The organism is Candidatus Zixiibacteriota bacterium (assembly GCA_040752595.1).
Taxonomy (GTDB): Bacteria; Zixibacteria; MSB-5A5; order WJJR01; family WJJR01; genus JACQFV01.
In genome coordinates, this window is record JBFMGX010000028.1 from 89,835 (window position 1) to 109,216 (window position 19,382).

A 19,382-nucleotide genomic window follows, 5' to 3' on the forward strand; every position below is an offset into this window, starting at 1 on the left:
ACGAGCACCGCGCCGGTTTCGAACGGAATCGGAGAATCCAGACTACGCCTCCCCGATTCAGCGAGTTTCCGATGTTCACCGGATACCGGTAGAGATACCGATCAGAATTTCTTCGGCACAATCAAGTCTTCGGGCCCCGTCTGCTGGGCCGAGAAATCCCTGTTCCGTATCGGGCCGTATCGTTTCGCGCCCTTTCCGGATGCGTACTATCAGGAGCAGTACGGGTGGGAAGTCGGCGGCCTGACACGCGTTTCTTGGGAGCATACCCGGCTCACGGGATCGGGTGGTCTGTTGCTTCAACTCCTGTACTCCGTGCGGGACGACAGGATTGCGGGACGCATCTCTCCCGATCTCGACCTTGGGGGTCGGGAGGACACGACCAGTTTTCATCTCGCGGGCGACTTCTACTCGCGAGTAGGAAGACGCGGACTCGGTGCTGGTCTTGAATTCCGTGCTCAGGCAGGACCGGCTGCTTTTGAGAGTTGGCTGTCTGCAAGGATATATGTCTTGCGTGAGGATTACCGTGCGTCAGCGTGGTTGAAGTCGCAGGATTGGGATGTCGGCAACCAGACAGCGGCGCGGCTTACGATCGAGTACGACGACCAAGAGAAGGGTGCACCGATCGTTCTCGGTATTAGGACCCGGCTGAATGGAACCGTCGGTACCGACATTGCAGGCGGTGATTTCGTGTATCGCAAGCTATCAGCGTCACTGGAGAGGGTTTGGCCGGAGTTTCGAATCTGGGGGTATTGGGGCGCTGCGAGCGGTCATGTCCCCGTTCAGCAGTGGTTTGACGCTGCAGTCGAGGGAGGTGTCGCGGGACTGCCGATTCGGCTGATCCGAACCAAAGGGTTGGGTGCTGGCGGAGTGGAGGGACGCCTTTCATTGAGCTACGCCGACTTCTTCCTGCGACCGTTCGCCAGCTATGCGCACGCGGATGGATGTCATCGCGACCTCTGGGAGCTCGGTATTGCCCTCACGGGCGACTACATGGAATGGGGATTCCATGCTGACAATTGGGTTCTCAGAATCGATCTCCCCTTCTATTCCAGCGGCGCAGATGATCCGGGGTTGTCGATGCGTCGCGCGAAATGGGACCTGCGACGGTTTCGGGTTCGTCTGAACCTGCCGATCGAGTTTGCCGGCCAGTCGGAGAATGTCTCGTACCGATACCCGAACCGGTAACGTCATGGTTCCGGTCGGATGAATGGGGCAACCGACGGTACCACCGATTCTCAGCGCATTGATCATCGGTCTACTCATATTCACGACTGTGGGCTTCGTCTCGGGAGGAACGTCTCCTGCTCAGGCAGAAGTGCGACCGGCCCCCATGCCCGACTCAATAGACGTCGTTGGGCCGACCGCGACGGACACGTCGAATCCCTCCGGCCTATTCGGGACGATCAAGAACGAGGGCCCGGTCTGTGAGGCGCAGAGGCCGCTGTGGTCGGTCGGCCGACTGGGCTTTGGGGCGTTACCATTCCCTTCATACCAGGAGCGGTTTGGCTGGGTCTTGGGGGCAGCCGCGTGGTTAACTTGGGACGGAGGTCAGAGTACATCGTCGGCGCTGGCACTGGGGGCGCTGCCCTCGTATGAACAGCGCGAGGACCGTTTGTCCGGCCAAATCGCATTGTCGGTGGGACTCCTGCGGCGCACCGACATGAGGTCGGACATTGGTGTGTCGCTGTACAACCGCCTCGGTTGTCGCGGCGGTGGAATTCAGTTGTCGCTCGGCCTGTCAGAACTCGAGGAAGAAGAATGGCTTTCGGTTGTCGCAGGAGCATATCGGGAGGAGTATGTCAGTCTCGAAGCCCTTGGCCCGCACGATTGGTCTGGGGGCCAACGCGCGTGGGGACGCGCCGACATCAGACTCTCTCAGCCGCAACACCCAACGATCCTGCATCCTGTCCGGATATGGCTGCATGGTGCACTGAGCATCCGTGACTTGGGCAGAGACTTCTCGTATCGCCTCTTGACAGGGCGAATCACCTGGCCGCATCGCCACTGGGAGGTCTGGATGCATTGGGGGATCGCATCAGGAGACTTGCCCATTCAGGAACTGTTCGACCTCGCCATCGATGGTCAACTGGGCGCGGTGCCGCTTCGCCGCTATCGCACAACCGGCTTTCAAGGCACCGGTGCCGAGGCCTCGTGGCAATCTGATGTGGCGCGCTTATGCCCGGCCCTACGCCGCTCTGACGCGCAGCGACGGGCAATCCGGGGAATTCGCCGAGTTGGGTCTCGGGTTCACCATGGGAAAGAATCCAAACGAGTATGAACCGGATGAATGGATTGTCCGGGTGGACGTCCCGATGTACTCATCGCATGGTGACAGATCGAGCGTACGTGCGAAGTGGGACCTGCGACGCTTCGTGTTTCGCGTGAACCTCCCTTTCCCCTCCCTGACGCGCGATCAGGAGATCCGTTATCGGTATCCGGGTCGGTAGCAGAATCGTGATGTCGCGCCATTGGAGTCCGGATCAGGGCACGCCGTTGACGGCGGACTCGTGTTTCCACGCCGGCAACGGGCGGGAGTCAACGCTGCCGGATGCCCACGGAGGCAGACTGAGAGGGAATCACACCTCGAAGAAGGTGCTGCTGACCCAGACCAGAACGACGATCAAAAACAGCCCCAGCGCGATGCTCCACGCGATCAGTTTTTTCTCGATCGGCAACAGCGGCTCGTGCTGCATCCGCTGCAGCTCGTCTGCGAGTTTCGGCTCGGTCATGGTTCGATGCCCTCCATGAGAAATTCCAGCAGAGTAAGCGATAGAAGAACACCCACACCCGCCCGCCTGCGGCGGGCGACCTCTCCCGGGGGGAGAGGTTGGTGATTCCCCTCTCCTCTCTGGGGAGAGGGCAGGGTGAGGGGCTGCCACCGGTGCATTGCACAGGCCGAAGCCACATCGCACGTTGAGCTTCTCATTGTGTTAGATGCTCCAAGGGTCATGTGCGAAGTTCCCAGCAGTGCCCGGTCACAACAGCGGCGGCTTCACGCCGTGAAAGAACAGCCATGAGATCACCAGCCCGATCCAGATAATGAACCCGAACAGGCAGATCACATAGACAAGGGCGAGACGGCCGATCCCCTCGGCCCACAGCCTCCGGAAGTCGGAGACGACGCCGATCGTGAAGAACGTCATGACGAAGAAGATGCCGCGCAGAACATTGGCCTGATTCATGGCGGCCTTGGTCAGAGCAACCGACCCGGGCGACAGGGCGCCAATGAGGATGACAGCCCCGAACGTGGCGATATACCCGATGATGAACTTCGGGAATCTCTCCCAGATCTGGACGGCCGAAATCCGTCCCCCAGTGGTGCGCTCGATCTTCGCCGACCAGATCCAAGCGAGGATGAACGCCCAGACCGCGATGAAGGTATCGATGAACACTTTCACGGTTGTCGTCGTCGCCATGATCCAACCGGGCTGGTAGCGGATGCCCTGTTCAGCGGCCTTGGCCAAGATGAGCGACTCCGAGATGGCGCCGCTCGCGACCGCGGCGCCATCGGTCTTGACCGCCAGTCCCATCCAGGCCCCCGCCACCATCGGCTCGTCATGCAGGAAATGTTGGGCGATGAAGGGCAACGCAATCAGCTCCACGACGGCAAAGATCACGACCAAGGAGGAGACCATGATCGGCACGACCGGCCGGGCTTTGATCGCCGAGCCGGTGGCGATCGCCGCCGAGACGCCGCAGATGGAAATGCCGCTGGCCAGAGGTACCGACCACTCGCGGCTGAACTTGAACCACTTGCGGGCCACGAAATAGACGAGCGCCCAGTAGATGAGGTAGGCCTCGACGATGGCACACAGCCCCCGGAAGATGACCGATGTGGCCAGCCCCAGTTGCTCCGCCGCCGTAATCCCCAGGAAGCCCCCCAAAACGACGATCGCGGTCTTGATGTACAACTCCGGCAGCAGGGCGCCTCGCATGGCACCGACCCAGCCGGGGGCGAAATTGCCGATCAGCAGCCCGACGATCAGAGCGATGATGTACCCGGCCTCCGAGGTCAGGTTGAGTGACCAGGATATGCCGAACGACCCGTGCTGGTTGGTCGTTGCCGCGATATGCGCCCAACCGCCGGCGATCCAGCAGACATAGCTGATGACAAACACCAGCGTGAATGCAGATGCAAACTTCCGGAGACCGACGCCCAAGAACATTGCCCCGCAGGAGAGTAGGCCAAGCAGGAAGAGGTACGTAAGGAGGAGTGACAGCCAGCCGGGGAGCTGGCCATAACCGCTGGAGACCGGCTTCAAGGCCACCGCGAGACTCGTCCAGACCTTCGTCGTCACAACCCAACCCAGCAGGTCCCATCCACCCAAGGTGGCCAGGGACAACAGGAAGAGGAACAGACCAATCGCCACCGCCAACCAGTCTTCGCTCAGACGAAATCGCCGACCGTCTTGAACCTTGGCATCCACCGTGATTGCCTCCCTGTCTGCCGGATTGTGATCCCGGTCGAGAATGGGTTCACAAGGTCGCCGGATTCTTGGCGTCCGCCATCATAGCGAACGAAGGACCAACAGGCAACAACCCTTACGGCCCCCCGAACCGGATGGTCGGCATGATGCATGTTCTCGAAGAGGCGGGTCCGCCACCTCGCGCGGGGGTTCCCGTTCTCCAGCCGGGCTTGATCTGTCGCCCGCCGGGGGGTATGTTCACAATCGATGGCAGCCCCACGACGAATCCTCGTCGTCGAGGACGAGAAGGACATCGGCGATCTCGTCGTTCATTATTTGCAGCGCGAGGGTTTCACCGCCTATCGCGTGGGGGACGGCCGGACCGCCCTGGCGCGGGCCGAAAAGGAGAAGCCCGATCTGATCATCCTCGATCTGATGCTGCCGGGAATCGACGGTCTGGAGATCACCCGCCGACTGCGCCAAGCCGAAGGCACCATGCTCATCCCGATCATCATGCTGACGGCCAAGGCCGAGGAAAGCGACAAGGTCATCGGCCTGGAGATGGGAGCGGATGACTACCTGACAAAGCCATTCTCTCCCCGCGAGCTTCTGGCGCGCGTACGCTCCATGCTGAGACGGCTGGAACGCGGCGAAAAAGCGCCCTCCTCCTACCAGTACGGTCCTTTGCAGATAGACCGCGCCAGGTTCGAGTTGAAGGTCGATGGGACCCCGATCGCGCTCACGGCCAAGGAATTCGGCCTGCTGGAAGCGTTTCTTCGTGCCCGTGGCCGGGTACTCACGCGCGAGTTCCTGCTCAACACCGTGTGGGGATACGACTACTACGGGTCGACTCGCACCGTCGACGTCCACGTTCGGCATCTGCGCGAGAAGATACCGCTGTTGGCTGCGGCAATCGTCACCGTGAAGAACATCGGCTACAAGCTGCGCGATGAGCTTTAGCGGGGTGCAGAAAGACGCGTGGAAGTGATGGATTGCCCCCACTTGTTATTCCGGGCGACTTGCCCCAAGCGAAAGCGAGGGAAGCGGGGAATCTGCCGTTTCTTCCTATGAGAAGAAAGCAGATTCCTCGTCCCGCCGGAGAACGGCGGGACTCGGAATGACAGTGGTTGGCTCTTTTTCAGCAACCTGTTAGACTATGATCGTCGTTCCCGGGTGGATCATGCCACGCACCTGGTCGATCGCCGGCACCATCGCACTCGTTGCGGCCGCACTTGGACTCTGGGCGTCCGGTCACTGGAACGCGGCCACGCTGCTTCTGAGCGTGGTCGTGGTCTTGGTGGGCGTTTGGTGGTCGCGATTACGAGCGCAACGGCGATTGGCGGGATTGACCGAGACGGCGACGCGTTTCGCGCGGGGCGATTGGAATGCTCGGGTACCGATTGATCCCTACCGCCGGTCGGATGTGCTCAGTGAGCTGGCCCACGATTTCAATCAGATGGCCGACGAAGTTCAATGGAGATTCCTGGAATCCGGCCGGGAACGAGATCAGCTTCAGGCCGTACTGGCCAACATGTCCGACGGCGTGCTGGCCATCGACCGACAGGGGATTGTTCGGCTGGTCAATGATGCGTTTCTCCGCTTCTATCGCTCCCTCCTCGCAGACCCGATTGGCTGCCACCAGGCTGAGGCCTTCCGTGACCGTGGATTGAATGAGCTTCTGGAAAGACTGCTGACGGGTGAAGCCCAGGAAAGCGAGGAGCTGGAGACCATGGCGCCACGACGCCGCATACTTGTGGCACGCCCCGCCATGATCGCCGCGGCACGTGACGACGACGTATGGGGCGTGCTGGTCGTACGCGACGTGACGGCCCGTCGCCGGATGGAGCAGATGCGCCGGGACTTCGTCGCGAACGTCTCCCACGAGCTACGAACCCCCCTGACCGCAATCATTGGGTACGTTTCGGCGCTACGCGACCTGGGGGTCTCTGGCGATGAGGCAGGCAGATTCCTCGACACCGTTGAACGAAATGCCGCCCGGATGGACCGTATCGTCGGGGATCTCCTGGAATTGTCGCGGATCGAAGCGCCGGGATACCAACTGACGCGCACCGAATTCCCCCTTCCCGACCTGCTGGAGGAGATACGGTCAAACACCGGGCATGCGTTCGACTTGAAGCGCCAGACACTGACTCTCGAGACGTCCTCCGCGGTCGATCGTGTTTACGCCGACCGGGATGCGCTGGAACGGATGTTGATGAATCTGATCGACAACGCCGGGAAATACACCCCCGACGGCGGTCGCATCAACATATCGACAGCATTCGATGGAGATGACCTTGTCATCGTAGTCGCCGACAACGGCATCGGTGTGCCCGAAGCCGATCAGGCGCGGCTGTTCGAGCGGTTCTTCCGCGTGGATCGCGGCCGGTCGCGCGACATGGGGGGAACCGGGCTTGGCCTGTCCATCGTCAAGCACTTGGCGGAGGCGCACGGTGGCTCCGCCTCGTACGAGCCCAACCTGCCGACCGGCAGCCGCTTCATCATCCGTCTTCCCCAGACCCGCCCAGATTGACCCTCGGTGCCTCCGGCCATGCACAGCTCATAGCCGGGGGGTTCCGCTCTGCCCAAGCCCTCGAAGCTCGGTCCGCTCATAGACTCGCGATCCGATCCGGTCCGACCGCACGAGGCCCGTGCCGAGAATTTACATGAAATTAACACATCAATTACCAGGCGTTTACTCGTGTGGGGCTTTCATCTCTGCCACGCCACGGGAGAATAGTACGTTCACGAATATCAAAGGAGGAGAAATTGAACCGACCCACCACGACAAAGCAGGCGACCCGGAGCAGGATCCGTGCCGTGACACTGATCCGATATGCACTGTGCGCCAGCTTACTGATGGGTGGAGCCCATTGGGCGAAAGGCGAGGAACCTGAAAGCGACAGTCTTTACGACCAACTCAACCAGGTCACCGATCAGATGGCAGGAGTGCAGGAGAGACTGGCGATAGCGGAGTCAGACATTGCCAAGCTGAAGAAGGTCAAGATCACCGGCTACGTGCAGGCGCGCTACGAGTACCATGATGATGCCATCGGCAGTCCGGCTCTGGGGACGACATCCTCAGATAAGAAGAACCAGGGGCAACTGCTCAACCGGTTCTTCATCCGGCGCACCCGACTCAAAGCGGCCTTTCAAGCCAGCCCGAATGCCGCGGGAGCGGTCTCCTTTGACGGCTCGGCATCGGGTGTCTCGCTCAAGGATGCCTACGTCAGCGTAACCGAACCGTGGAGTCAATTGACGTTCACCTTGGGGCAATTCAACTGGCTGTTCGGTTACGAGATCTCGTTCTCATCCTCCAAACGCGAATTCCCGGAACGGGCCCGGTGGGCGCGCACGCTGTTTCCGGGCGAGCGCGACCGCGGCGTAAAGGTGGAGACGTCCTTCCTCGTTGAAGACAGGTACACATTGGGACTTCAGGCGGGGCTCTATAATGGCAATGGCGTGGATGATAAGTCGTTCAACTCCAATGACCCTAACAAGTCAAAAGACGTCATCGCTCGGGCGACGTGCGGGCTGGGGTTCCTCGACTTCGGCGTGTCCGGATACTGGGGAAAACAGTTCAACCCCAGCGACCAGTCGATCCCCGCGCAGCAGCCGTCGACCACCGACAAGATCCGCTACGGCGTTGACGCACAATACTTCTACGAGCTTCCGCGCCTGGGCGGCGGTGTGCTCAAAGGCGAGCTCGTAGCCGGCAAAGAGCCCAAGAACGCCAAGGGTTTTCTCTCCGGCGACACAACCCGCAACGTGCTCGGGTTGGACATCGTCTGGGCGCAGAATCTCAGAGAAAGGTTTCAGTGGATCTCACGTCTGGATTTCTATGACCCGGACAGGGATACCGAACAAGACCAGACAACGACGTATGGTCTGGGTTTGATCTACTTCTGGGACGGCAACAGCAAGCTCAAGCTCATCTATGAGATCCCGAAGACCGCGGGTAAAAACGAGGTAAAGGACAACACCATCACTCTGGAATGGGTTTATACTATCTGACGAGTCTCTCGGAGGAGGGAATGGGTATGAAGCGGATTACGGCATTCATCGTTGCGGCATCATTGATGGTGGCGGGAATCGCGGTCTCAGGGTCCGCGGGACGCGCCATCACGATCAAAGGATCGGACACGATGGTGATTCTGGGGCAACGCTGGGCTGAAGTGTACATGAAGGAGCACCCCGGCATCGTCATTCAGGTCACCGGCGGCGGCAGCGGCACTGGCATCGCGGCATTGATCAACGGCACCACCGATATCTGTCAGGCCTCGCGTCCCATGAAGCCGGCAGAAAAGACGAAGATGAAGGAACGCTACTTCACACAGGGAACCGAGATCCCGGTTGCCAAGGACGGCATGACGGTCTACGTGAGTGAGAGCAATCCGGTGTCGCAATTGACCATCGAGCAGTTGCGGAAGATCTATGTGGGCGAGATCACGAGTTGGAAGGATCTCGGCGGCCCGGATGCGGACATCAATCTCTACGGGCGGGAGAACAACTCCGGCACCTATGTCTTCTTCAAGGATAACGTCCTCGAAGGGGAAGATTTCGCGCCGGCCGTGGCGACGCTCCCCGGGACGGCCAGCGTTGTCAATGCGGTGTCCAAGGATCCCAACGGGATCGGTTATGGCGGCGCGGCCTACGCGAAGGGCGTCAAGCAGTGTGCCGTGGCTGTGGCGGCCGACTCTGTGGCCTATCCTCCGACCAAGGAGATGGTGGAAAACGGCAAGTATCCCCTGGCGCGCGACCTCTACTGGTACCTGCGCACCAAACCGGAAGGCGACATCAAGAAGCTGGTCGACTGGGTCCTGTCACCATCGGGACAGGCGGTTGTCACTGAGACAGGGTACTTCCCGGTTGCGTCAAAGGCCACGGCCGGGAAGTGAGGGACGGAAAGCACGGCTGGACCTTGGCCCGCTCTCGGGCGTCATTGTGCAGGCCACGCGACGCTGCAGGCGTGCGGACATGTGGCGTCCGCCGGTCAAACCGCAGAGCACTCAGTCGTGACCGCTGTCGCTTGCGGGGCGATGCAGGCGTTGATCGACGTCGTACTGTTGAGCAGATGGAGGCGTGGCCGGAGTTGTGAGATTGTCATGAGAAGAGCATGTTCTGTCGCCTGGGTCGCGATGCTTCTGGCCGGCGCCGTCTCTGCCGGTGCGGCGGTGACGATCAAGGGTTCCGACACCATGGTGATTCTCGGGCAGCGCTGGGCCGAGGTCTACATGCGCACGCACCCGGGCGCTGTGGTGCAGGTGACTGGGGGTGGCTCGGGCACAGGCATCGCGGCTCTGATCAACGGCTCGGCGGACGTCGCGCAGTCGTCCCGTGCGATTTCCGAAAAGGAGAAGGCGGAACTCCTCGACCGGCGCGCTGTCCCGGCGATCGAGATACCGACGGCCATGGATGGGATTGCCATCTACGTCCATAAGGACAACCCCGTGCAACGGCTCACGCTGCACCAGCTTCGAATGATCTACCAGGGCGACATCACGAACTGGCGTCAGGTCGGCGGAGCAGATCTGGAAATTGCGCTCTACTCGCGGGAAAACAACTCCGGCACCTTTGCGTTCTTCAAAGAACGCGTCTTGGCGAAAGGCGAGTTCTCACCGGAGTGCCAGATGTTGCAGGGAACGGCATCTATCGTCAACGTTGTCGCCAAAGATCGTCAGGCGATCGGCTATGGAGGGATAGGGTACACCAAGGGCGTCCGGACCGTGGCTCTGGCCACCGATTCTTCGTCCGAATACTATGCGGCCACTCAGGATAACGTCGCCGCCATGAAATACCCTCTATCACGCAACCTCTACTGGTACACCGCCGGTTCTCCCGCGGGACCGACGAGAGACCTGATCGACTGGGTCCTGGGGCCGGAAGGACAGAGCATCGTTACCAAAGTCGGGTATTACCGCCTGCCGGACAGCGGCCACGTCGGAGATCGACCCGATGGCGACACGACTCGGAGCATCCGATGACGCCGCCGCAGATGAAGGCCCCCGGTTCTCACCTTGCCGGTTCCGCTCCCCGACGCGCCTTTCCTCTTCGTGTCGCCGACCGGCGACGGGATCAGATCGCTCACCGGTTGATTGGCCTTGCCGCATTCGGAACCATCGCATCGATCATTCTCATCTTCGTGTTCGTCGGCAAGGAGGCCCTTCCCGTACTGACATCTCCTGAAGTGCACAAGGAAGTCACGGTCGGCCAGATGCTCGAAAAAGTGGAGCCGCGACCCGGTAAGCCCAAAACGTTCATCTGGCAACCGGTCTCCGACGTCCCCAAGTATGCGCTGCCGCCGTTGGTGCTCGGTTCTCTGAAGGCGACTCTGGTCGCCATCTTGTTTGCCACCCCGCTTGCCGTCGGCGCCGCGATGTACTCATCCGAGTTCGCACCGCGGCGCGCCCGTGAGTTCATCAAACCGGTCATCGAAATGTTGGCCGGGATTCCCTCGGTCGTACTTGGGTTCTTCGCGCTGATGGTGATGGCCGACTGGCTGAAGGTGCTCTTCGGCTGGAAATACCGCTTGAATGCCACCACCGCGGGCGTCGCGCTCGGTGTGGCGATCATCCCCGTGATCTACACGGTCGCCGAGGAGGCGTTGCGGGCCGTGCCGCGCCAGTACCGTGAAGCCGCTCTCGCCCTCGGCGCCGGGCCATGGGCGGCGGCCCGACGGGTCGTCCTGCCGGCGGCGGCACCCGGGATTCTGGCGGCCATTGCTCTGGGGTTCGGGCGGGCCATTGGTGAAACCATGATCGTGCTGATGGCGTCCGGCAACGCGGCCCTATGGACGCTCTCGCTCTCCGATTCGATTCGCACCATGTCGGCCACGATCGCCGCGGAATTGGCGGAAGTCGTGCACGACTCAGCGCACTATCATGTTCTGTTCTTCATCGGTGCCCTGCTGTTTGTGGTGACTTTCCTGGTCAACCTGGCGGGTGAGGTGTACGTCGGGCGTTTGAAGCGTCGGCTGTCCGGCATCGCAGGCTGAAGATCATGATGACCCCAGGTGGCGAGTTGCCTTCGGTGAGCGGGTCATTGGCCGTGCCGGCGCGGCCGCTGGCTCATCGCGCCCGCTGGCGCCGCTGGCTGTCTCCGCTGCCGCTACTAACCGGCGCATTGACGGTCTGTGTCCTGGCCCTGCTGGTTGTCATCCTCTGGAACGTCACGGCCGGAGGGGTCGGACGACTGACTTGGGAATTCTTGACCACGGCGCCCAAAGAAGGAATGACGGCCGGAGGCATCTTCCCGGCGATTTTCGGGACGGTCTTTCTGGTTGTGTTGATGACGCTCGCCGTGATCCCGCTGGGTGTCGCCACGGCGGTGTACTTGCGCTACTATGCGCGACCGGACTCGGCGTTTTCCCGCCTCGTACGGGTCGCGGTCAACAACCTCGCCGGTGTACCGTCGATCGTGTTCGGTCTCTTCGGCCTCGGGTTCTTTGTGCAGTTTGTCGGACGGGGGATCGATCGCTCCTTCTTCGGCGGCGAACTGACCTTCGCACAGCCGGCCATCATCTGGGCATCGCTCACTCTGGCGCTCCTGACCCTCCCGGTGGTCATCGTGGCGACCGAGGAGGCCATGCGCGCCATTCCGCGCGACTATCTCGAAGCGTCGTATTCCCTCGGTGCGACACGCTGGCAGACGATCTCCCGCGTCGTGTTGCCCAATGCCATGACGGGAATCTTGACCGGAGGCATCCTCGCGGTATCCCGCGGCGCCGGTGAAGTGGCGCCGATCATGTTCACCGGGGCCGCGTATTTTCTGCCCTACCTGCCCCACAAACTGAATGACCAATTCATGGAATTGGGCTATCATGTGTACGTCATGTCGACGCAGTCGCCCGACGTGGAGGCCACGCTTCCCATCCTGTACTCGACCGTCTTGGTCCTCCTGATGCTCACGTTTGCACTCAACGCGCTGGCGGTCCTGATCCGCTCACGGTTGCGGCGGCGCCAGGTTGCATCATAGACGATGACGACGGTTCCCATGCCATTGCCGACGTCGACAAGGAACGGCCGCCCGGAACCGCGTCTGCACGTGAACGAAGGGCCGGTGATCGAACCGGTCACGCCGAAGATGCGCACGCGTGCCTTGGACTTCTACTACGGCGCACTGCAAGTCCTGTACCGCGTGGATTTCGACATCTTCCCGAATGTTGTGACGTCGTTGATCGGGCCCTCGGGGTGCGGCAAGACGACCTTCCTGCGCACACTCAACCGGATGAACGACCATATACCGGGGACGCGGGTGATGGGAGAGGTTACCATCGACGATGCCCCGATCTACGCCCCGAACGTGGACGTGACGGCGCTGCGCCGGCGGATCGGCATGGTCTTCCAGCGGTCCAATCCCTTCGCCAAGTCGATCTACGAAAACGTGGCGTTCGGCCTCCGCATCGCCGGGGTCCGGGACCGCCGTGTGATCGACGGCGCCGTGGAGGAATCCCTGCAGTTGGCGGCGCTCTGGGAGGAAGTGAAGGATGACGTGCGCCGGCCGGCGCTCATGCTGTCGGGCGGCCAACAGCAGCGCCTCTGCATCGCCCGCGCACTGGCCGTTCGTCCGGAAGTCCTGCTCATGGATGAACCGGCCTCGGCGCTCGATCCGATCTCGACCGCCAAGATCGAGGAACTCATCGAGGATCTCCGCAAACGCTACACCATCGTCATCGTGACCCATAACATGCAACAGGCGGCGCGCATCTCGCAATACACCGGCTTCTTCTACATGGGCCGGTTGATCGAGTTCGGGCCGACCGCCACGATCTTCACCACACCTCGGGAAAAGCAGACCGAGGACTACGTGACCGGACGGTTCGGCTGATCCGAACGCCGGATAGACGACTTCCATGCAGCGTCATTTCGAAGAAGAACTCGCCGAGCTGCGGCAGCAACTGGCCACCATGGGCACACTGGTGGAGTCCATGATCAGCCAGGCGGTCCGCTTCCTGACGGAGCACTCCACGGCTGAGGCCGGGACGCTGGAGCGCGACGAGGAGGAAGTCAATCGGCTGCACATGCAGATTGACGAGATCTGCCTCCGCCTTCTGGCGCTCAGGCAGCCGGCAGCGGCCGACCTGCGACTCGTGGCCTCGGCGTTGAAGATGAATGCCGACCTGGAGCGCATCGGCGACCAGACCGTCAATCTGCTGAATCGCGCCGCCACTCTGGAGCAATCCGGGGGCGAATGGCCGTCGGTTGATCTGACCCCGCTGGTACGGGTCGCCTCCGGAATGGTGGCGGACGCGTTGGATGCGTTCATTCGCCGGGATGTGGACCTGGCACAGAAGGTCCTAGAGGATGAGAGATCCGCGGATGCCTTGCGTCACGACATCGAAACTGAGCTCGTCCGTCAGGCGGAGGATCGGGCACATTCCTTCGTGCAGACCATGCAGCTTGTCCTCGTCGCCCATCACCTGGAGCGGATCGCCGACCACGCCACCAACATCGCCGAGGACGTCATCTACTTCCTCGAAGGCCGTGACATCCGGCACCAGCGGACCGACTGAAGTATCGAGAGCGTTGAAGTCAATAAGAGCGTCTGACAGAATGAGAAGTCCAAGGTGGGTTGGTGCCTCGGCATGCGTAATCCGCGGGTCACAACCCCTTTCCCTGCCCTCTCCCCAGAGGGGGGGAAATCTCACCTCTCCCTCCGGCTTGTCCGCCTCTGGCGGGGAGAGGTCGATCCCTGCCTGCCGGCAGGCACGGCATCCGGAGGACGGATCGGGTGAGGGAGCTCTTTCGCCCGCTCATCCAGTCAGAGGCCCTGGGAGTCTGTCTACCTTGGCGATCGATCAGGCCCTATTCCATCAGCGCGGCCACAGCCAGCCGAAGACGCCGGCGGTCACGAGACCGTAGAGAAGCCCGTCGATCGTCGCCTTGATCGTGGTCGTGCACGAGCGCTGATACCAGATCGACATCTGCCAGAGCGCCAGCGAGTGCCCGACGAAGGCTGTGCACCCCGCAAAGCGAAACACGGACAGATATGGGGCACCCACCGGCAACGCCCGCCCGGCGATGTAGGCGGCAAAGATGCCGACCACGATCAGATAGAGAAACCAGAGGGCGAGACTCTTCCCCATCGAGAACGGGCCATTCGGCAGCACCGTCATGACCGCAATCGGTCCCTTGTTCAGCTTTTCCCTGAACTCCGGCGTGCACATCTGTTTCATATCCGCGGCGCACGGCAGCATGTAGTCGCCCGGCGGGATGGCAAAGGGACGCAGCGCATCCATGACCTTGTCCTGGTCCGGCACCGGCCGGTAGTCCTTCTTATGCCACGGCAGCACCGTATGGAGCAGCCAACTGAGCAGGAACACGAACACCGCCGACAGTAGAATCGGCAGCCATAGCGCGGGCAACCCGGTCATGACACCCTCCCCGTGCATAATTGTGGATAGTGGACTATTTTCGGCATCCTTTTGTCCACCGGTTAGAGTACGACACGGTCGACAGGGTGTCAATCGTCTTCTGCGCGCGGTCCGGGGGGTCCGTCCATGCCACTGACCCCGTGGATGATCAGGGCGAAGACCCGGTTCATCCCGCGTGGTACTGCGGTCGCCAGCCGGTCTACTTCATGGACATACAGGTGAACACCTGGACACTCGTGCCATCGTCCAGTTGCACCGGCGTTTCCATGATCACGCGGATCTGATCGGGACTGATGCGGACGGGGTCATAGGTGAAGACGGCGCGGTGATCGGACGCATAGGTTTCGATCTTCTCGATTCCGGGCACGTCCTTATAGAGCGACGTGAAAAACGCCGCAGTGCCTTTGCATTTGACGCCGTCGACGATGCAGTCGAGTGTGGCACCGCTCCCCTCCCCCACGGTCACGGCCGTAGTCGGCTGCGTGAAGGAATTGCGAAAGGCGAAACCTCCGAAGAGCAGGGCGATGACCAGGACAGGAATTGCGAGTTTGGGCACGGACATGGCGACCTCTACAGTGTCGTACGCAGTGAAAGCACATTGCGCTCCGGGCAGGCATCAATGCACTCAAGACAGTTAGTGCAGTCCCGATGTCTGACACGCGAGAGCGTGTGTACAGGTATGTCATGTGGGCAGGCCGACTGGCAGTTGCCGCACGCCGTACAGGTCTCGTCATTGCGAACCACCTTGATCAGACCCAGGCGGCTGAATGGGTCGAACACCGCGCCCAGCGGGCAGAGATACCGGCAGAAGAACATCGGGATCACCAGCGCCCCGACGAGGATGACGGCCAGGACGGCCCACGATATCACACCCGCCGAGCCATGGCCGATACCGGAGAAGATCAAGTAGAACGGATCGTACCCGCGCAGGATCAGTTCGCCGGTTTTATATGTGAAGTAGAGTGACATCGCCAGAACAACATAGCGCAAGAGTCTCATCCCCCGATCAAGACCCGCGGTCGGCGAGGCGCTCCGTCCGGTCACCGTGCGCCCGAGTCGACCGCACAATTCCCCCAAGAAACCGATCGGACAGGCCCAACCGCAGAACGCCTTCTTGGCGACCAGGGCGAGCACCAGCACCGCCAAGAGCAGCGATAGGTTCAGGGGGCCGAGGGCGCAACTGAACTCGCCCGCCGTGTACAAACCCCACAAGCTCTCCATGCCGCCGAACGGGCAGAAGGTCTCAAACGACCGCGTGCCAAGACCGAGCGCGAGGTAGACTACGAGACCAACAATGACCGTCAGAAGACCATAGCGTATGTATCTTGTCCGCATCCGTGACCTCATCCTCAGACCATGTGAGTTCTCCGATCGGATTCCCGGAGAGTCCGATCATGACCCTCGCCACCAGTATATGGGGACCGTCGGCCATTGCGTGTCAAAAACGACAATTGCCCCTTCCGCGGTCACATTGACGGACTCCTGCCCGTACTCTGCGTTGTCTTATGAGGAATGGAGCCCGGCCGAGACGCCTCGGGCCTCGCACCGCGGTACTACGGGGCTACGCGGTGGGAGATAATGCAGGATCTTGCCCCCGGGCGAATGCCGAGTACGTATAATGGACGTGCCGATGATGGTGCGGCAGCCGGCCGCAGGAGGCATCCGGTGCTTGTTCCGCACGACAACGAGTTAGAAGTCGGGGCAAGGCACCCGTTATCGCGACGGGAGTTTCTGCTTTGGACGTCGCGTGCGGGCCTGGCATTGGGAGGCGTCGGGTTGGCGTTGACATGCCCCGGCTGGCTCGAGTGGCTGAGCCAGCCGGCTCTGGCCGGCGTAGACTCAGAGCCGTTCAATGTCGCCCTCTTGCGTGATGCGCCGCTGGCGCGTTACTGGGTCGCGGCAAATGCTCCGGGAACCTCATGCCTGACCTGCCATGCCGCCGGTGACAGCGTTTCCGGTGATCGGCACGTTCACGCCAACGGGATCGTCAAGTGCCTGTTGTGCGCCCGGGGCTGTGTCATACGGGAGGGCGAACGCGGCGGCTGTCGCGCCCGCATGAATCTGAACGGCGAGCTACGCACTCTCGTGTACGGCCGTCCCATCACCGTCCACATCGACCCGATCGAGAAAAAGCCGTTCTATCACTTCCTTCCCGGATCGGCGGCATTCTCACTGGCGACCGCGGGCTGCCCGCTGCACTGTAAGTTCTGTCAGAATTGGGAGATCTCGCAGGCGCGGCCGGAAGACTACGCCGGACCATACACGCCTCCGGACACGATCGTGGCCAAGGCCGCGCGTCCCGATGTGCAAGTGATCGCCTTCACCTACAATGAACCGACCGTGTTCACGGAGTACCTCACCGATATTGCCCGTCTCGCCCGGCCGCATGGGATTCCCTGTGTGCTGGTCAGTTGCGGATTCATGAATGAAGCGCCGCTGACCGAGATGTGTTCGGTCCTCCGCGCGATCAAGATCGACCTGAAGGGGTTCAGTCCGGAGTTCTACCAGCGCGTGTGCAGCGCCGAGTTGGCGCCGGTCCTGCGCAGTATCAAGCAGGTTGCGCGCAGCGGCGTCCACCTGGAAATCGTCAATCTCGTGGTGCCGAGCTTGAACGACTCGGAGACCATGATGACCGACCTGGTGAAGTGGGTGATGGGGGAACTGGGCCCCGATGTCCCCGTGCATTTCACCCGTTTCCATCCCGACTACCAGATGCTGAACCTGCCCCCCACTCCGGTCGGGACGCTGGAACGTGCTTACGCGATCGCCCGTGAGGCCGGCATGCACTACCCTTATGTCGGGAATGTCCCCGGCCATCCCGGCGACAACACGTACTGTCCCCAGTGCGGGCGCGCGGTCATCGAGCGCAGTGGTTTCTTCATCAGTGCCATGAACATCGGGGACGGACGGTGCCGATACTGTCGCGAGCCGATCGCCGGTGTGTGGAGTTTATCCCATGATTAGGCGTGATGAGAGCATCGCTCATCCTCCCGGTCGTCACGATGGATCGTCCCGATCTGTCGCGGTGACCCGTCCGGTGTCTGCGCTTCAGCGCACGGCGCATGGCCCCATCGGTGTAGTCCTGGCTTGCGTCGTTTCTGTCGCGTTGGGATGGAACGCGTCCCCGGTCCGCGCGGGCGGCGACCACATCCGCCCTCCTGCCGTGGCCGGTCAATTCTACCCGGCTGATTCCACCGTGTTGGCGCGCGCCGTCGATTGCTATTTCGAGGACGCGATCATACCGCTCGCCGAGCGACCGATTGCGTTGATTGCGCCGCACGCCGGATACATTTACTCCGGCCAGATCGCGGCCGACGCGTTCTGCCAGGCATCGTCCTTTGACTACGACGTCATAGTACTTCTGGGAACCAACCATACAGTGCCGCGGTTCAGTGGTGTCTCCGTCTATGCCGAGGGCGCATTCCGCACGCCGTTGGGCGATGTCCCGGTGGCTCGCGATCTGGCGGCGCGTCTGCTGGCGACCGACAAGGACGTCACATTCATTGAATCCGTCCACGCCCGCGAGCACTCCATCGAAGTCCTGCTTCCCTTTGTGCAGCGGCTGTTTCCTCACGTGCCGATTCTCCCAGCCGTCATCGGGGAGCCCGATTTGGCGCTCTGCACGCGTTTCGGCGAGGCCCTGGCCGCGTCGCTGGCGGGACGGCGGCCCTTGATCGTCGCCAGTTCCGATCTGTCCCACTATCCCGACTATGAAGACGCGCGGCGGATCGATCGCGAGACCATACGGGCCATTCTCACTCTGGATGCCGACTCGATACATCAGACGTTGGGGCGGTTGGTGCGGAGGAATGTTGCGAACCTGGTGACCTGCGCCTGCGGCGAGGCGCCGATCATGGTCGCCGCCGTCGCCGCCCGCCATCTCGGCGCACACGGCGCCCGCCTGATCAGTCGGGCCAATTCCGGGGAAACAGCGCTCGCGGACCGCACGCGGGTCGTCGGCTATGCCGCCATCGCCATCGTCCGAGACTCTCTCGCCGACAACGGTATCACGATCGCCGAAAGTGGATTGACTCCGGCCGATACTCCCGTGTTGACTCCTGAGGGCAAGCGAACGCTCTTGCGCTTTGCCCGCAAGACCATCCGGCAGTTCCTGGAAACCGAGACCGCGCCATTGGCGCGGGGAGACGACCCGGATCTGCTTCGCGGCGCCGGCGTGTTTGTCACACTCAAAGAGCGCGGCGAACTGCGCGGCTGCATCGGGCATATGGCAGCGGACCTTCCCCTCGAACAAGCGGTCGGCTACTGTGCCCTGCAGGCGGCGTTCAATGACCGGCGTTTCCCACCGTTGGAGCCGGAAGAGTTGCCGCAAGCACAGATTGAGATTTCCATCCTGACCCCCTATCGGCCGGTGTCTTCGTACGAGGACATCCAAGTCGGCCGCGACGGCGTTCTGCTCGAAAAGGACGGCCGCTCGGCTGTCTTCCTCCCGCAAGTGGCGACGGAACAGGGCTGGGACCGCGATCAGATGCTCGAGCAGCTTTGTGCCAAAGCCGGCCTGCCGCGCGACGCGTGGCGGACCGGCGCGAGATTCCAGACATTCCAAGCCAAGGTGTTCAGCGAGTCGGATTTCGACCGCTGAGGTC

The 19,382-nt window shown here is 61.7% G+C and carries 18 protein-coding genes; 13 read left to right on the plus strand and 5 right to left on the minus strand.

All coding sequences use genetic code 11. The features are described 5' to 3' along the window. Positions 1-507 precede the first annotated feature (507 nt). Positions 508-1,185, plus strand: a complete 678-nt coding sequence (locus AB1792_07945) for a hypothetical protein (GenBank protein MEW5702143.1) — start codon at positions 508-510, stop codon at positions 1,183-1,185. A gap of 977 nt (positions 1,186-2,162) precedes the next feature. Beyond that, positions 2,163-2,447 carry a hypothetical protein gene (locus AB1792_07950; GenBank protein ID MEW5702144.1) on the plus strand — a complete coding sequence of 95 codons (285 nt, stop codon included), beginning with the start codon at positions 2,163-2,165 and terminating at the stop codon, positions 2,445-2,447. 129 nt (positions 2,448-2,576) lie between these two features. On the opposite strand, the gene AB1792_07955 is transcribed toward AB1792_07950, so the two are convergent. Both AB1792_07955 and AB1792_07960 read right to left on the minus strand, forming a co-directional pair. Beyond that, positions 2,577-2,729, minus strand: a complete 153-nt coding sequence (locus AB1792_07955) for a hypothetical protein (protein ID MEW5702145.1) — start codon at positions 2,727-2,729, stop codon at positions 2,577-2,579. Between the two features lie 246 nt (positions 2,730-2,975). After that, a complete protein-coding gene (locus tag AB1792_07960; GenBank protein ID MEW5702146.1) occupies positions 2,976-4,427 on the minus strand; it encodes a putative sulfate exporter family transporter in 1,452 nt (483 codons plus the stop codon). 246 nt (positions 4,428-4,673) lie between these two features. Here AB1792_07960 and AB1792_07965 point away from each other — a divergent pair, with 246 nt between their 5' ends. The 9 genes from AB1792_07965 (at position 4,674) to phoU (ending at position 13,917) form a co-directional block, all read left to right on the plus strand. After that, positions 4,674-5,366 carry a response regulator transcription factor gene (locus tag AB1792_07965; protein MEW5702147.1) on the plus strand — a complete coding sequence of 231 codons (693 nt, stop codon included), beginning with the start codon at positions 4,674-4,676 and terminating at the stop codon, positions 5,364-5,366. Between the two features lie 220 nt (positions 5,367-5,586). After that, entirely contained in the window at positions 5,587-6,939 is a 1,353-nt protein-coding gene (locus AB1792_07970) for an ATP-binding protein (GenBank protein ID MEW5702148.1), read from the plus strand. Positions 6,940-7,226: 287 nt separating this feature from the next. Beyond that, positions 7,227-8,420: a porin gene (locus AB1792_07975; protein MEW5702149.1), complete on the plus strand. Its 1,194-nt coding sequence runs from the start codon at positions 7,227-7,229 to the stop codon at positions 8,418-8,420. A 26-nt stretch (positions 8,421-8,446) separates the two neighbouring features. Further along, positions 8,447-9,304: a phosphate ABC transporter substrate-binding protein gene (locus tag AB1792_07980; GenBank protein MEW5702150.1), complete on the plus strand. Its 858-nt coding sequence runs from the start codon at positions 8,447-8,449 to the stop codon at positions 9,302-9,304. A gap of 207 nt (positions 9,305-9,511) precedes the next feature. Further along, positions 9,512-10,390 (plus strand): phosphate ABC transporter substrate-binding protein, encoded by an 879-nt coding sequence (locus AB1792_07985; GenBank protein ID MEW5702151.1) that lies wholly within the window; start codon positions 9,512-9,514, stop codon positions 10,388-10,390. Continuing rightward, positions 10,387-11,400 (plus strand): phosphate ABC transporter permease subunit PstC, encoded by a 1,014-nt coding sequence (pstC, locus tag AB1792_07990; GenBank protein MEW5702152.1) that lies wholly within the window; start codon positions 10,387-10,389, stop codon positions 11,398-11,400. Before AB1792_07985 ends, pstC begins: the two co-directional genes overlap by 4 nt. Before the next feature lie 5 nt (positions 11,401-11,405). Further along, positions 11,406-12,380, plus strand: coding sequence for a phosphate ABC transporter permease PstA (gene pstA, locus AB1792_07995; protein MEW5702153.1), 975 nt, complete (start codon positions 11,406-11,408; stop codon positions 12,378-12,380). 108 nt (positions 12,381-12,488) lie between these two features. Further along, on the plus strand, positions 12,489-13,232 hold the full coding sequence (pstB, locus tag AB1792_08000) for a phosphate ABC transporter ATP-binding protein PstB (GenBank protein ID MEW5702154.1): 744 nt from the start codon (positions 12,489-12,491) through the stop codon (positions 13,230-13,232). Positions 13,233-13,257: 25 nt separating this feature from the next. After that, on the plus strand, positions 13,258-13,917 hold the full coding sequence (phoU, locus tag AB1792_08005; protein MEW5702155.1) for a phosphate signaling complex protein PhoU: 660 nt from the start codon (positions 13,258-13,260) through the stop codon (positions 13,915-13,917). A 300-nt stretch (positions 13,918-14,217) separates the two neighbouring features. Here phoU and AB1792_08010 read toward each other — a convergent pair whose 3' ends face one another. From AB1792_08010 to AB1792_08020, 3 genes are all read right to left on the minus strand, one after another. After that, positions 14,218-14,778, minus strand: a complete 561-nt coding sequence (locus tag AB1792_08010; protein ID MEW5702156.1) for a hypothetical protein — start codon at positions 14,776-14,778, stop codon at positions 14,218-14,220. A gap of 199 nt (positions 14,779-14,977) precedes the next feature. After that, positions 14,978-15,334, minus strand: coding sequence for a hypothetical protein (locus AB1792_08015; GenBank protein ID MEW5702157.1), 357 nt, complete (start codon positions 15,332-15,334; stop codon positions 14,978-14,980). A 14-nt stretch (positions 15,335-15,348) separates the two neighbouring features. Continuing rightward, positions 15,349-16,113, minus strand: a complete 765-nt coding sequence (locus tag AB1792_08020) for a 4Fe-4S binding protein (protein ID MEW5702158.1) — start codon at positions 16,111-16,113, stop codon at positions 15,349-15,351. A gap of 441 nt (positions 16,114-16,554) precedes the next feature. Here AB1792_08020 and amrS point away from each other — a divergent pair, with 441 nt between their 5' ends. Further along, positions 16,555-17,742, plus strand: coding sequence for an AmmeMemoRadiSam system radical SAM enzyme (amrS, locus tag AB1792_08025; GenBank protein ID MEW5702159.1), 1,188 nt, complete (start codon positions 16,555-16,557; stop codon positions 17,740-17,742). Next, complete coding sequence (gene amrB / locus AB1792_08030; GenBank protein MEW5702160.1) at positions 17,735-19,378, plus strand: AmmeMemoRadiSam system protein B; 1,644 nt, start codon at positions 17,735-17,737, stop codon at positions 19,376-19,378. The genes amrS and amrB overlap by 8 nt, the downstream gene beginning before the upstream one ends. The last annotated feature ends 4 nt before the right edge of the window (positions 19,379-19,382 follow it).

Coding starts and splice junctions, on each gene's coding strand:
- phoU (MEW5702155.1), top strand. CDS start 13,258: ATGCAGCGTCATTTCGAAGAAGAACTCGCCGAGCTGCGGCAGCAACTG.
- AB1792_08020 (MEW5702158.1), bottom strand. CDS start 16,113: ATGCGGACAAGATACATACGCTATGGTCTTCTGACGGTCATTGTTGGT.
- AB1792_07955 (MEW5702145.1), bottom strand. CDS start 2,729: ATGACCGAGCCGAAACTCGCAGACGAGCTGCAGCGGATGCAGCACGAG.
- pstB (MEW5702154.1), top strand. CDS start 12,489: ATGCGCACGCGTGCCTTGGACTTCTACTACGGCGCACTGCAAGTCCTG.
- AB1792_07980 (MEW5702150.1), top strand. CDS start 8,447: ATGAAGCGGATTACGGCATTCATCGTTGCGGCATCATTGATGGTGGCG.
- pstC (MEW5702152.1), top strand. CDS start 10,387: ATGACGCCGCCGCAGATGAAGGCCCCCGGTTCTCACCTTGCCGGTTCC.
- AB1792_07985 (MEW5702151.1), top strand. CDS start 9,512: ATGAGAAGAGCATGTTCTGTCGCCTGGGTCGCGATGCTTCTGGCCGGC.
- amrB (MEW5702160.1), top strand. CDS start 17,735: ATGATTAGGCGTGATGAGAGCATCGCTCATCCTCCCGGTCGTCACGAT.
- AB1792_07970 (MEW5702148.1), top strand. CDS start 5,587: ATGCCACGCACCTGGTCGATCGCCGGCACCATCGCACTCGTTGCGGCC.
- AB1792_07950 (MEW5702144.1), top strand. CDS start 2,163: ATGTGGCGCGCTTATGCCCGGCCCTACGCCGCTCTGACGCGCAGCGAC.
- pstA (MEW5702153.1), top strand. CDS start 11,406: ATGATGACCCCAGGTGGCGAGTTGCCTTCGGTGAGCGGGTCATTGGCC.
- AB1792_08010 (MEW5702156.1), bottom strand. CDS start 14,778: ATGACCGGGTTGCCCGCGCTATGGCTGCCGATTCTACTGTCGGCGGTG.
- AB1792_07965 (MEW5702147.1), top strand. CDS start 4,674: ATGGCAGCCCCACGACGAATCCTCGTCGTCGAGGACGAGAAGGACATC.